Below are 13,291 nucleotides of genomic sequence, written 5' to 3' on the forward strand. Positions count from 1 at the left end.
TAATGAAAATGGCAACGATATCCTATCTATTGATAATGAATTAAAAATTTCAATGGAATTCTTTTGAAATTATAAATAAGCTACGTGACTTGTATTAAAAATGGATTTGTGGGAATGAAAGAAATTGTTAGTTTATTAAAACAAGAGCACATCGATTTTACAAGTTATAAACATCCTGAAGTCATAATGGTTTTGAGAAGAAAATTTCAGACTCAAGAAGATTGGATTATCGCTTCTTTCAACCAATATCAATTTACTGAAGAAGAATCGGAAAAAGTCCAAAAAGCCATTCTAAATGGGGATCTTCGAATAACCGATCTTCTGGAACGTCCTTTTTCCCATTTCCTTTGGAGTTTCCTTACCTTTAAGTGGGGAGAGATAATTTCGGGTGGAAAAAAATTATCTAAACAAGAGGTTTTACAAATTGCTACCTACTCTAGCAATGGCCAGGAATTTTCAAGAACTCCCATTCAAAATAGAAATAGGCTGATAAAAGGCGTGCCATTAGTCATTGGCAAAGTCGTTACCTCCATGGCCCTTTGTATGGTATTTTGCCTGGGACTGTTAAGTACTTTAGGAGCTCCTTTTGGAGTGGGCCTCGGTTTAGCGATGGTACTTTCCTTATGTAATGGAATAGTTTGCTTATTGAGTCGTGGACAAGCCATGCTTGATAGTGCTGGCTTTCAGCCTAAAAAACAAAAAACGTTTAAGACCCTCGAAGAAAATATAAGACAAAAAACAATAGTCGATAAAGGGGAGAAATTATTTTTTGGTATCGTAACATTGTTGGCATGTATTTCTGCCGGCATTTCTGGGTATGCTGGCCTCGTAGGACTTCTCACTTTTTTGGGGGCAGGTATGCTCGCCTCTAACCCTTTAGTTTTGCTGGTTACGGTTGGATTATCTGTGATTACAGCTATCTCTTTTTATTCGTTTCAAGCTGTAGGTATACGTGAAAATTATACAAAATTTAAAAATCTTTTTATTGAAGACTATAAAAAACCCTATGGTCTTTTACGCTGTGTCTTATTAGGAGCCGTAAGTACGGTCTTTTTATCTGTTTATGCAACGTTAACTTGGTTTACTACTGCATCAGGAGTTAATAAATTTTTCAGTGCCTTAGGTGCGAAGCCGGATACCTTTTTGGCACATGTTATTTCTATGATATGTACTACGACCACCATGGTTGTTAATACTTTTTCACAAGTATATAAAGTCTTTAACCCGAAAACCTATGTTGATTTAAAAGAAAAATTTGAATCCATATATCAGCCACCGGAAGAGCACCAAACAAAAACACAAAGGATAAAGAATGTAGCAATCAATATGCTCAAATTATGTGCTTTGATAGGTGATTCTCTTGCTTATTCTGTTGCCGGTGGAATCCGAAGCGGAGTTCATGTTGGTGAAACATTGGGAGAAGCAATAGGGGCAAAACTGGCATTAACCATTACCATGGCAATATTGTCTCCAGTCATTTTAGTATTCGTATCGATAGCCTTTACCTGGCCTACCGTTTTTCATAGAAAAAAACCGACTCAAGATCCTTCACAGATGGAAAAGACATTAATAGAAAAAAGGAGTCTAAGCCATAGTCCAGATGAACTTCAAAATAATTCGCGATTATCAATATCAAACGACCACTCTAAAATTAGGCGAGCTGGGCTAAGATTTTTTGATGGAAGATTGAGTGAAGAAGATACTCTTGAGCCCAATTATAGCCCCCCTGTAGAAAGAGAAACAATTTTAATATCCTCGCTATAAATGGTGTATTAATGGGGTATTAGAGGTGGGATAGGTATTGCTCTGGTTCAGAAATTCCTAGTCGTTAAAACATGAGCGCGTATTAAACGCTCACGACTTGCAGTGAGTGTATCTTCTAAATTACTTGTGGATTCAAAACAAAGAGGTTTTGAATCCCCAAATTTATCAAAATTAAGCCATTAGACTATTATTAAACATAAATAGTTAGAAAATTTGCTCATGAAAGACCAAACTATATGGATTTTAGGAAGTCACAGAGAGCTTCATTTACCTTACCCAGTAAAATGGGTATCTTCGGAAACGGAATTTCCCGAGGAAGGATGCTTTGCGCTCGCATTCGTTTTAAGCGATTTGCAAAAATGCATGCAAATTTTAACCCATTTAAGACAGACTCCTGCCTATTGTCTTACCCCCATTTTTTATCTAGGTAAACTGGAGGACCTTAATGCCGATATTTTCGATGGTCCATTAGAAAAAAACGCTTTGAATGTTGCGATAGATATAGATGAGCGTATACAACTAATACCGGGTATAGCATCGCTGGAAGATAGGGAATTATTTTTATTAAGTTATTTATTTACTCGCTCTAATATTATTATCCACGGTTACTTAACGCCCTATTCTGCAAAAGGGCTTAGCTTCCCTTTGTTAAAAGTCCTTTTTGGTGAGGATGATAATTTTGATAAATGGAGTTTTCTACAAAATTTAGTATCGCGAGATTTACTCTCCCAGGAAAAACTGGTTGACGAAATTCAAACCTGTCCCTCATGCAGCTCAGGTTTATTAAATTATAAAAATTCATGCCCCAATTGCCACAGCATTGATATTAGAACGCAACAATTTATTCATTGCTTTACATGTGGAAATATAGCCCCCACAACTGAATTTTTAAGGCAAGAACGGTTAATTTGCCCACGTTGTAACGCAAAATTGAGGCACATTGGCATGGATTATGATAAACCGTTAGAGGACAAACTCTGTAATCAATGTGGTTTTTATTTTCTCGACGCTGAAATCATTATTACCTGCATGAACTGCTCAAAAACGACCAGTCCTGAAAATTTGGTCACACGTAGGCTCTACACTTATCAATTAACAAAGCATGGTGAATTGTTAGCCCGGGGTATAGAGAAAAAATTACAAACACGGTTTAGTAACTTTTTTGAATTTATCGAATTCGAAGTATTTTTTGCTATTGTTAAGTGGCAGGTCAAGCTTGCAACCCGTTATAAAGAACTTCATTTCAGTGTACTGGCCTTAAAAATTATTAACGAAGATGAAATACTTAATGAATTTGGTATTTTTCATACAGAAAAACTCCTTACTGAATTTTATGAACGTTTGCGTAATGTATTTAGGGATAGTGATCTAGCTTCTCATGGTGAAGATTTTGTGCTCTTTTTTTTACCGATGACGGATGAGCAGGGGTGCAATGTTCTATTAAATAGAATTAAAGAATTCAGTGAACAACAACAATTAAGTTTGAGTGAGAAAAAATTAGTTGTTCATATGGGATTTTTGACATCAGAAGAAATAATTAAATCACAACAAGGTGCTGAATATCTAATAGCTAATTTACATTCAAGGATTGATAGTTATGAGTGATTTTTTCTATCAAATCTATGCTTATCTAATGAATGTATTTTCAAGTGGAAACCTATGGTTTTTTATTGCATTCTTTTTTCCTTTCGTCATTTTGTTAGAGCTTCCTTTTTACCTTATCACGCTTGTTTATGTGATTAGAGGATGGTTGCGTATCCATTTTGAACGTGAAATACCATCCGCCTCTCATCCGCTAGTTAGCGTGGTAATCACCGCTTACAGTGAAAGCAAGGAAGAACTGGAAATTTCTCTACGATCGGTGGTTGAACAGATATATCCGGGAAAAATAGAGCTTCTGTTTGTTATTGACGATGCAATTAAAAATCACAAAACCGTCTTAAGTATGAAGCAATTGGCGTATAAATATAGAGCCATTCAAAATTGTTTAATTCGAATCATTGAAAAAAAGACTCGTGGTGGGCATGCAAGCTCAATGAATCTTGGCCTAAAGATGGCCCGCGGAGATATCTTGGTCATGATAGATGCCGATACTTCTATCGACAATTTAAGTCTTCGAAAAATAGTTAAGCATTTTATCGACCCTAATGTGATTGCGGTTTCTGGTGCGATTCGCGTAAGAAATTGGTACGAGAATTTTTTAACAAAATTACAATCACTGGAATATATGCTTGGTATTCAGCTTGGTCGTTTTGGTTTAACAGAAATTAATATTACCAACAATATATCCGGAGCTTTTGGCATCTTTAGAACTGGCTTTTTACGACAAATGGGTGGTTGGATGAGTGGTACAGCGGAAGATTTAGATTTAACGTTGCGAATTCATGCCTATTGTCGCCGTTACCCACAGTTTAAAATTGTGAATGAACCTGAAGCTGTAGCATGGACAGTAGCTCCTACAACGCTTCGCCGCTTGTTAAAACAACGAATGCGATGGGATGGCGATTTGTATTATATCTATATTCGTCGTCATTGGCGCATGTTTAGTAGCAAGATTATGGGTGGCAAAAAAATGTTCTTATTTAGTTGGTATGCGCTCTATTATCAATTACTCCTTCCCTTTTTAATTTTGCTTTATTACGTTTATCTTTTAATACGCTTTGATTTACCCACCATGATAGCAATAAGTATTCTTGTTTATACCTATTACTTTTTAGCAACACTATTTTTATATATTATTTTTCTGCTACTAGTTTCTGAGCGCCCCAAAAATGATTTAAAGTTAGTGGGTTGGGTTATAGTTACTCCGATTTATCAGCAATTTATTCGAGCAATGACTGCTGTTTTCATCATGAATGAAATACTGTTTAAGGGACATCAAGATACGACGATGGCTCCATGGTGGGTAATCAGGAAGAGTAAATAATGGCCATTAAATTTAAAAAAATTACTGGTGAGCATTTGGCAACAAACTATGGAAGTGGGAAACGTACTCCTCCCAAACTTCGATGGTTTTTATTAATTCTTTTAATTAGCCTGCCTTTACTTTTTTTAATTGGAAAATTAATCAAAGAATATGTTTTTGTTAATTTTTCAGGATTAGTGGTTTTTGATACATTTACCATCCGTGCACCTGGCGCAGGTTATATTGAATCATTGACGGTAAGAACGGGCCAACAAGTCAATCCTGGGGATACTTTACTCCACTTCAAATCACCAACGCTTGAGGTAAAATTACAATACTTGAAGAAGGAAAGGCTTCTTCTGAAGTCATTAATTCAACAATTCAGTCTTGAAAATTATAAGCCTTTTGACACGATGCTCAATATTGCCTCTCAGGATATTCAAACAAGTCGAGAAGTTTATGAGCGCTTCAAAAATTACATGAAAAATGGCGATATGTCGGAGCTTCAGCTTGAAGAGGCACGAAAAAACTTCGTAAGTGCGCAAAGGGTGTTTTCAAATTTACAGAAAGAAATTATCGAGATAAAACTGCGAAACAAAACCACATTGGAAGTTAGCTATCAACGAAAATTAAGAGAAATTGATAATAAGATTGGCCAATTAGAAGAAAAACAAAAATATTTCATGATTCGTTCCAATAAGGCAGGAACAATTATGCAAATTAACACCTATAATAATGAGTTTGTGGCCAGTGGCCAGCGCTTATTATCCATAGTTACAAAGGAAAATCTAAGAATTATGGCCTTTATTGAGCCAGAGTATTTGGACAAAATTTATCTAGGGAAGGACGTATCTATTACTTTTCCAAATGGTGAATCCGTTCTTGGTAAAATAATTAATACCCCTAGCTATGCAGAAAAGCTTCCACTATCTGAAATTAACCCTCTGGCAACGCGGCAAAATAAACTCATTGCTATTATTGTACCCCTTACAGTAATTCCTAAAGAATATCAGGTATTTGGGATACCGGTTAAAATAAGACTCAAGTGAGTGGATTAGAAAAACTCTAACAGACATGACATGATCACAAAAGAAAAGTGGGATAAATTAACAACGTTAATGGTCAAGCTCCATATTAATGATGTTGATTTAATTGAAAGATTTATTTTGGGCAGTGGTAAAGGCGGCCAAAATCTCCATAAAACTGCTTCAACAGTCTATTTGAAACATGTGCCTTCAGGCTTGGAAGTGAAATGTCAGGAGTCTAGAAGCCGAGATGATAATCGATATTTTGCAAGAATGCGGCTTTGTGAAAAGTTACATTCACTCGTGAGCGATGAGAAGTCCAAAGCGCAACAACAAATTGAAAAAATAAGACGTCAAAAAAAACGACGCTCGCGGCGAGCCAAAGAAAAGATTTTAGATGAAAAATCCAGGCAAGCTGAGCTAAAAATTTTAAGAAAAAAGCCTGGATCTGATGAATAAAGAGCCGGCATTTATTTCTATAAATCATTTTTAATTTTGTCGTAAATAGAGCTTTGTATGCCAATGTGAAAAAAACCTTCAAAGGTATGCAAAGGAACATTCATTACCTGGGCAAAGGTATGATAGATAGAGTTGCTATTGATGGTGGATGAGAGAGGAATTTTAAAGCCACCACGTGGATAATTAAGATCCAACTTATTGATAAGATTAACTGCATCAATGGCTCGTCGCCAGTGTTTAAGGCAATCGTTTCCTGTACAAACCGTGTGATGACCATGTATAGCTAATTCATAGGCGCTCATCTGCAAACCAAATTGTTGAGCTAATTTAAGATCATAAACACTGCAGTGTGCTCTTAGGCTATGATCGGCGCTATATCCTATGGGTACAATTTGGCCGTTCTTGCGTGATGTTGCAAGACCATGCAATTGCGCAATGACGGTATTATTACTAACCTCTCTTAAAATCCAAAAGTCATGAGTAAAACGCTTAAATAAAGGAATTGGCAACTTAAACATAGCCGCCTGAATACAGTATTCTGACATAAGCTCCACCAACAAAAGAAGAGGCTTTAACCTTAGTATAGGCTGTTGCGTGCATGAAAAGACTCACACAGCAGGGGTATGGTGATTGAATTAGTTTTGGACCAGTTTCATGACATTATTACGAAAATTGGGCCCTGGGTCATCTTTATCGGTTTGATAATTAGGATCTAATTCCAGCCAAAGCGGCGTATTTTTAAAATTCAAATAATCATTATGACCAATTACATACGTTATATCGGGATATTTTTTTTTCAAGTAACAAACTAAAAAAGCGTTTGCTTTCATTTGCGCGTCGGTTAAATCATCTTTGCCATCAACACCACCTACGTTTTCTATCCCGATTGCATAATGATTAAGGCCTATGACGTGTCTTGCCATCCAGTTTTCAGGCATGAGTTGATGAATACTTCCATCACGATCGACTAAAAAATGACTTGATACATTTAGATTCCCGGGTAATTCCTTGATGCGCGGCGAATTTTTGGGAAAAGTTGGCGAATTAAATACGCGATAAGTGGCCGCAAAAGTTGGTATACATGTCCAATGCAATATAATCATTTTCGGCTCTATTTCAATTGACTCTGAATTAATTCCGTAATGAGTTAATTGATATTGCTGAGTTAAAGCAATACGCTCTTTATCAAATTGAATAGGTGTTTGATGAATTTTCTGAGCGTCATGACAGGAAAATGCATGGCTCAATGAGCTAATAAAGAATAAAAAATAGATAAAAATTTTCATTTATCTTTTAGCACCATAAAATAGGCTGTTACATAATCAGGAAGATGCCGGGTTGCTTGAGAAAAAGCTTCTCTTCCTCCATAACTACCACTTAAAAAATCGACTTGATACTGGTTATTAGTGAATGCGCCGCCAGTATCAGCGAAAATACCTGCGCGCGTAATTATTTTTCCTGCTCGATCGGGATATTGAACCATAAGTAATTTTCCCAGGCCAAATTGTTCGAGATCGGCTGCAAAAGTGACTTCGCTATTAACAGTGATTTTATGTTCCGCATCTTTGCCATAACCTTTAATACCATCTACTTGTTTAAAATACCAGTAGCGATCTTGTTTATAAGGATGCTTCGCTTTATCGTATGGAATATTGTTGTTGCGATGAACATTAAAAATTTTCATTGGCTGGTCATGGCCAAAATCTGCAACAATAGTCCCTTGCATTAAAGCTGCTTCCAGGTCCTCTCGATTAAAATAAGCAAGGGCAGGAACATTTTTATTCTTTAATGCGCCTTTTAATATGGCTTGTTTCCCATACTGGAAACGAGTAAGTTCAGGTCTGGCGTCTGCCTCTTCCAGTGTAAGCGATTCCTCATCTTTCGGCAGAGCATAAAGCGCAAAAGGGTAAGCTGGAGAGGCTTTTACTAATGCCTTGGCGCGATGAACATAATACTTGGTCATTAAAATTTTATCTTTGGGCAGGTGGGCAACTAACGATTTTGTTGATCGAAGTGACTTGGTTTGTTCTATATCAGGATACCAACGAATGAAATCGAAGTGCTCTTTAATAAAAGCAGGGTTATTCATTTCATTTTGATGCTGGCAAATAAAGGTCAACGTTGCTTTGACGCGTGCCAGTGGCACTTTAAAAACTTTTCCCGCATGAATAACGCGAGAATCATAATTACCCCCTCTATTAAGATATGCTAGAGTTTCTTTCGCTGTAGCACACAAGGCCGGCCCGTTAATAGTATAATTCGTTGTTGGGAATGGTGCTGCAACAGGGACAAAATGAGGGGCTGCAAGGGCTTTGATACTAATAATTAAACTGTAAAATAAAATTCTTGTTTTCATGTTTAAGAGAAGCTTACATTAAAACAAAATGATACCATATCGTTCAATCAAATTTATAAAATTAGCAGCAAAAATTGACTACCCTTGCGAACTTCAATAATAATTGTAGCCGCTGCAATCAGTGGGAAATTTGGCTTGGTTTTTTGCCATACATTAACATGTAAATCCTAGGGACAGCGGAGAAAGTGAATGCGGCGTATAAGGATAATTACTACAGCAATTCTTTTGGCAATTATAGGCGCTATTCTGCCGATGGTGGCTGCTCTTTTCCTTGCCTGGTCACAAGCCTTCAATGAAGAGCGCCAAAAATTATATGAATTCTCAACGCGTATGCTCACCCGTGCGCAACACACATTAAATGAAGCGCGAAAATTATTTCCCTTGTTGCAAAAACAGGATGATGGCTTAAGACCTTGTTCGAAAGAACATATTAAATGGATGGAAGAACTTACAACATCAATAATTGACATAAAAGCGATTGCCTATTTTGAGAATGGCATCGAGCGTTGTAATAGTTTTGGAGTTTCAAATGCCCCAATTCCGCGCAATAACCCCTCTGATTTTATTCTAGATGACGGTTTGGAATTTGTTATAGGAAGGTCCTCCAATTCCAGCACATCACTTGTCGCTTTGCGCAAAGGAGGTAATTATGACATTTATGTCGACCCTAAGCGATTTTCCGATATTATTATCCCCGGTGAAATCCAACTAGCTATTGTTTATAACAAACAACTACTTACCGCGCAACGTCCAATTTCTCCCGCATTATTTAAAAAAATATTTGCTCAAATTGGTGAGCTTAATTTGAATGAATATTTTGAAGTTTATAATGGAAGAAAGCGTTTAAAACCCATCAAGGCTCTTGAGCAGAAGCACGTATTCTTTGCTGATAAAAAGATGATATCTATCAGTCAATACGGGCCATTTAGCCTTATTGCTGTGCAGCCTGAATCATTAGTATATAAGCGCTATAGAAGGTTGCAATTCATTTTATTGCCATTTGGTTTTATAACCGCTGCATTTATTGTAGGACTTGTTATTTATTATTCGCTGAGACGACTATCTTTTCTCGCTGAGTTACAGGAAGCGTTACGTCTTAATGAGTTCATTGTGCATTATCAGCCAATCATCCACACGTTATCTGGCAAATGTGGAGGTGCGGAGGCCTTAATACGATGGCAGCGTCCCAATGGTGAAATTGTTCGACCGGATTTATTTATTCCCTACGCAGAGGAAAGCGGGATTATTACAGCTATAACTGACAAGGTTATTGATAAAATTTTTGCTGAAATGGAAGCATTTCTTGTGAAAAATCGCACATTCCATATTGCCATTAATGTAGGAGTTAATGACATCCAAACAGGAAGAATTATTGAAGTATTAGAATCAAAGATCGCAAAGAGTAAAATATTACGCAATCAAATTTGGATAGAGCTTACTGAGCGAACCTTTTTAGAACTGGAGAAGACAAAACCAGTCGTTCAGCAAGCTCGACAACTGGGTTACTTAGTGGTTGTTGATGATTTTGGCACTGGCTTCTCCAATTTATCCTATTTGCAAAATTTACCGATGGATATCTTAAAAATAGACAAATCATTTATTGATAGCCTAGGTATGGAGTCTGCAACCAGTAATGTAACCAAGCATATTATCGATATGGCTAAGAGTTTGAATTTGCGACTGGTGGCAGAAGGAGTGGAAAAGCAAGAACAATATAATTATTTAAAAGAGCGAAATGTTGACTATATCCAAGGCTATTTTTTTTCTAAGCCACTCCCATTTCAGGAATTTATGCGCTTTTGTGGATTCGATAATTAAATACCAAAAAGGTATGCATTATTTGTTTGATTAGTATCGACTGTTTTTATAGTTGTCTTTTTTTAGAACTTTGCCATCCATGCCATGGATAAATAATTCTGAATGTGTCCTTTGGCTCATCTTTCTGGCAGCATTAATTGCCTTATCACGTGTTTCAAAATGTCTACTGATTCGAGAGGCATTTTCTCTTTTAACATCCCAGCCTCCTGAGCGAAAATTTGGTAAGACATGATAATCATTGCGTTTCATAGGAGCCTCCTTGTTTATCTTTATTCTAGCTTAGAGATGAATGATTATTAGAATAGAGCAGGCTGAAATGTACCATTCATGGCAGATTCATACGCGACGTTTGGAGTAAGTATTATTCTTTCAGGTGTAAGCAACCGCGTTTTCGCGGAGAAGAAGCGTTCGTAAAATGGGAACACAAAGGAATAATATCTTCAGATTAAGAAGAGAGCAGTCTCCCTATTTTATTTCTCCTCAATTTTTTCCAACTTGTGACCATCTAGATATCGTTCACTACGTTCATTATTTTGTTTCTCTAACTGCTTTTCTTTTTTTGTTCTTCCAAATCTAATGCGGTTTTCAGAACCCTTTTTTTCTTTTTCCAAGCGAATTTTCGCTTTTCTTTTTTTATTAAGATTAATGATGTTTGCCATAGTGCTCTCTGTAACACAGGTTGTTTATACAATATAGTCTATCGAACCATGCACGGCATCTACTTTATTAAACAATAAAGAATAATCCTAAAAAAAGGTAACAAGTTCTGCTGCAAAGTCGAATAAAATAATGTATAATATATGACAATTTTTTATCCATTTAATTTATAAGAGTGCTATGGCTGATTTAAACCTTTATAGAAATATTGGTATCTTCGCTCACGTAGATGCCGGAAAAACAACCACTACCGAACGTATTCTGAAGCTTACCGGCAGAATCCACAAAATAGGTGAGGTTCACGATGGTGAATCAACAACCGATTTTATGGTGCAGGAAGCGGAGCGCGGTATTACTATTCAATCCGCTGCAGTTAGTTGCTTCTGGAAAGGTCATCGCTTCAATATTATCGATACCCCAGGACACGTTGACTTCACTGTAGAAGTATATCGTTCACTGAAAGTTCTCGATGGCGGTATTGGGGTATTCTGTGGTTCTGGCGGTGTTGAGCCTCAGTCAGAAACCAACTGGCGCTATGCGAACAATTCGAAAGTATCTCGTTTGATTTTCGTAAACAAACTGGACCGTATTGGCGCGAACTTCTTGAAAGTGACTGAGCAAATCAAAAAAGTATTGGGTGCTCATCCTTTAATTATGACTTTACCTATTGGCTATGAAGATAGTTTCGTAGGTGTTGTCGATTTATTAACCCGTCAAGCCTATGTTTGGGACGAATCTGGCCAACCAGAAAATTACAAAGTTACTGATGTACCAGCCGATATGCATGACGACGTTGAAATGTATCGTGCGCAATTAATTGAAACGGCACTTGAAATGGATGACGAATTGCTGATGGCCTATTTAGAAGGAGAGGAGCCTTCAATAGAAGACATTAAACGTTGTATTCGTAAAGGTACGCTTGAATTAGCCTTCTTCCCAACTTATTGCGGTTCAGCCTTTAAAAATAAAGGTATGCAACTATTATTGGATGCAGTGGTTGACTATTTACCTGCTCCACACGAAGTTAATCCACAACCTTTGACTGATGCTGAAGGTAAACCAAATGGTGAATTTGCTATTGTTTCTCCGGATGAGCCATTCCGCGCCCTGGCCTTTAAAATCATGGATGACCGTTTTGGTGCTCTAACGTTCGTACGGATATACTCAGGAAAATTGAATAAAGGGGATACAATTCTTAATTCCTTTACCGGTAAAACTGAACGTGTCGGCCGTATGGTTGAAATGCAGGCCAATGAGCGTATTGAGTTGCAAAGTGCTGAAGCAGGCGACATTATTGCGATTGTAGGCATGAAAAACGTTCGAACCGGTCATACTCTTTGCGATCCTAATCACGAGTGTACACTTGAAGCGATGGTTTTCCCTGAGCCAGTTATCTCTATTGCAGTTTCGCCTAAAGATAAAGGTTCCACTGAAAAAATGGGTATTGCTATCGGTAAGATGGTTGCGGAAGATCCAACTTTCAGGGTTGAAACTGATGAAGATTCAGGTGAAACCATTCTCCGTGGTATGGGCGAATTACATCTTGATATTAAAGTGGATATTCTGAAACGTACTTACGACGTTGAATTAATAGTAGGTCAACCACAGGTTGCTTACCGCGAAACCATAACCAAGGCCGTTCAAGACAGCTACACTCACAAGAAACAATCTGGTGGTGCTGGTCAATACGGTAAAATCGATTACACTATTTCACCAGGTGAGCCAAATACTGGATTCACTTTCATCACATCCGTTGTGGGTGGAAATGTTCCTAAAGAATTCTTTCCGGCAATTGAGAAAGGTTTCCGCTCAATGATGGACACAGGTACTTTAGCAGGTTTCCCCGTATTGGATGTTGTAGTTAATCTTACTGACGGTGGTTATCACCCTGTTGACTCTTCAGCAATCGCGTTTGAAATTGCTGCAAAAGGCGCTTTTCGTCAATCTATACCAAAAGCTGCCCCACAATTGCTTGAACCAATCATGAAGGTTGACGTTTATAGTACTGAAGATGATGTGGGTAATGTGATTGGGGACTTAAACCGTCGTCGCGGCATGATCTCTGGCCAAGAGCCCAGTGCAGCTGGTGTCCGCATTAAAGCTGATGTTCCTCTTTCAGAAATGTTTGGATACATCAGTACCTTGCGTACCCTTACCTCTGGTCGTGGCCAATTTTCAATGGAATTCTCTCACTATGCTCCTTGTCCAAACAATGTAGCAGAAGCAGTAATTGCCAAAGAAAAAGAAAAGAAAGCCGCAGCTGCTAAGTAAGATAGTTAGTCACTTTAAAGAGCTCTGTCAGTTTGT

Annotated in this window: 12 protein-coding genes; 7 read left to right on the top strand and 5 right to left on the bottom strand. The window is 37.5% G+C overall.

Features of this window, described 5'->3' with window-relative positions; genetic code table 11:
• The first annotated feature begins 114 nt into the window (after window positions 1-114).
• From PXX05_RS01735 to PXX05_RS01755, 5 genes are all read left to right on the top strand, one after another.
• Window positions 115-1,764, top strand: coding sequence for a hypothetical protein (locus PXX05_RS01735; protein WP_275089328.1), 1,650 nt, complete (start codon window positions 115-117; stop codon window positions 1,762-1,764).
• 219 nt (window positions 1,765-1,983) lie between these two features.
• Complete coding sequence (locus PXX05_RS01740) at window positions 1,984-3,369, top strand: TackOD1 domain-containing metal-binding protein (protein WP_275089329.1); 1,386 nt, start codon at window positions 1,984-1,986, stop codon at window positions 3,367-3,369.
• On the top strand, window positions 3,362-4,690 hold the full coding sequence (locus tag PXX05_RS01745) for a glycosyltransferase family 2 protein (protein ID WP_275089330.1): 1,329 nt from the start codon (window positions 3,362-3,364) through the stop codon (window positions 4,688-4,690). Before PXX05_RS01740 ends, PXX05_RS01745 begins: the two co-directional genes overlap by 8 nt.
• Window positions 4,690-5,718 (top strand): HlyD family secretion protein, encoded by a 1,029-nt coding sequence (locus PXX05_RS01750; RefSeq protein ID WP_275089331.1) that lies wholly within the window; start codon window positions 4,690-4,692, stop codon window positions 5,716-5,718. The genes PXX05_RS01745 and PXX05_RS01750 overlap by 1 nt, the downstream gene beginning before the upstream one ends.
• 30 nt (window positions 5,719-5,748) lie before the next feature.
• Complete coding sequence (locus PXX05_RS01755) at window positions 5,749-6,153, top strand: peptide chain release factor family protein (RefSeq protein ID WP_275089332.1); 405 nt, start codon at window positions 5,749-5,751, stop codon at window positions 6,151-6,153.
• A gap of 17 nt (window positions 6,154-6,170) precedes the next feature.
• Here the strand turns inward: PXX05_RS01755 and PXX05_RS01760 are convergent, their stop codons facing one another.
• The 3 genes from PXX05_RS01760 to PXX05_RS01770 form a co-directional block, all read right to left on the bottom strand.
• Entirely contained in the window at window positions 6,171-6,698 is a 528-nt protein-coding gene (locus PXX05_RS01760; protein ID WP_275089333.1) for a hypothetical protein, read from the bottom strand.
• A 90-nt stretch (window positions 6,699-6,788) separates the two neighbouring features.
• On the bottom strand, window positions 6,789-7,439 hold the full coding sequence (locus tag PXX05_RS01765) for an N-acetylmuramoyl-L-alanine amidase (protein ID WP_275089334.1): 651 nt from the start codon (window positions 7,437-7,439) through the stop codon (window positions 6,789-6,791).
• Window positions 7,436-8,509: a hypothetical protein gene (locus PXX05_RS01770; RefSeq protein WP_275089335.1), complete on the bottom strand. Its 1,074-nt coding sequence runs from the start codon at window positions 8,507-8,509 to the stop codon at window positions 7,436-7,438. The genes PXX05_RS01765 and PXX05_RS01770 overlap by 4 nt, the downstream gene beginning before the upstream one ends.
• A gap of 189 nt (window positions 8,510-8,698) precedes the next feature.
• Between PXX05_RS01770 and PXX05_RS01775 the strand changes: the two genes are divergently transcribed.
• Window positions 8,699-10,327, top strand: coding sequence for an EAL domain-containing protein (locus tag PXX05_RS01775; RefSeq protein WP_275089336.1), 1,629 nt, complete (start codon window positions 8,699-8,701; stop codon window positions 10,325-10,327).
• A gap of 30 nt (window positions 10,328-10,357) precedes the next feature.
• Here PXX05_RS01775 and PXX05_RS01780 read toward each other — a convergent pair whose 3' ends face one another.
• Entirely contained in the window at window positions 10,358-10,576 is a 219-nt protein-coding gene (locus PXX05_RS01780; protein WP_275089337.1) for a DUF2188 domain-containing protein, read from the bottom strand.
• Between the two features lie 221 nt (window positions 10,577-10,797).
• On the bottom strand, window positions 10,798-10,986 hold the full coding sequence (locus PXX05_RS01785) for a DUF4169 family protein (RefSeq protein WP_275089338.1): 189 nt from the start codon (window positions 10,984-10,986) through the stop codon (window positions 10,798-10,800).
• A gap of 178 nt (window positions 10,987-11,164) precedes the next feature.
• Here PXX05_RS01785 and fusA point away from each other — a divergent pair, with 178 nt between their 5' ends.
• Complete coding sequence (gene fusA / locus PXX05_RS01790; RefSeq protein ID WP_275089339.1) at window positions 11,165-13,255, top strand: elongation factor G; 2,091 nt, start codon at window positions 11,165-11,167, stop codon at window positions 13,253-13,255.
• The last annotated feature ends 36 nt before the right edge of the window (window positions 13,256-13,291 follow it).

Origin of the sequence: Legionella cardiaca (genome assembly GCF_029026145.1) — a bacterium.
In the GTDB taxonomy this organism is placed as follows: Bacteria; Pseudomonadota; Gammaproteobacteria; order Legionellales; family Legionellaceae; genus Tatlockia; species Tatlockia cardiaca.

Bases quoted from the DNA above. Each gene is read 5' to 3' on its own strand.
- PXX05_RS01775 (WP_275089336.1), top strand. From the start codon at position 8,699: ATGCGGCGTATAAGGATAATTACTACAGCAATTCTTTTGGCAATTATA.
- fusA (WP_275089339.1), top strand. From the start codon at position 11,165: ATGGCTGATTTAAACCTTTATAGAAATATTGGTATCTTCGCTCACGTA.
- PXX05_RS01770 (WP_275089335.1), bottom strand. From the start codon at position 8,509: ATGAAAACAAGAATTTTATTTTACAGTTTAATTATTAGTATCAAAGCC.
- PXX05_RS01760 (WP_275089333.1), bottom strand. From the start codon at position 6,698: ATGTCAGAATACTGTATTCAGGCGGCTATGTTTAAGTTGCCAATTCCT.
- PXX05_RS01755 (WP_275089332.1), top strand. From the start codon at position 5,749: ATGATCACAAAAGAAAAGTGGGATAAATTAACAACGTTAATGGTCAAG.
- PXX05_RS01735 (WP_275089328.1), top strand. From the start codon at position 115: ATGAAAGAAATTGTTAGTTTATTAAAACAAGAGCACATCGATTTTACA.
- PXX05_RS01780 (WP_275089337.1), bottom strand. From the start codon at position 10,576: ATGAAACGCAATGATTATCATGTCTTACCAAATTTTCGCTCAGGAGGC.
- PXX05_RS01750 (WP_275089331.1), top strand. From the start codon at position 4,690: ATGGCCATTAAATTTAAAAAAATTACTGGTGAGCATTTGGCAACAAAC.
- PXX05_RS01785 (WP_275089338.1), bottom strand. From the start codon at position 10,986: ATGGCAAACATCATTAATCTTAATAAAAAAAGAAAAGCGAAAATTCGC.
- PXX05_RS01745 (WP_275089330.1), top strand. From the start codon at position 3,362: ATGAGTGATTTTTTCTATCAAATCTATGCTTATCTAATGAATGTATTT.
- PXX05_RS01765 (WP_275089334.1), bottom strand. From the start codon at position 7,439: ATGAAAATTTTTATCTATTTTTTATTCTTTATTAGCTCATTGAGCCAT.
- PXX05_RS01740 (WP_275089329.1), top strand. From the start codon at position 1,984: ATGAAAGACCAAACTATATGGATTTTAGGAAGTCACAGAGAGCTTCAT.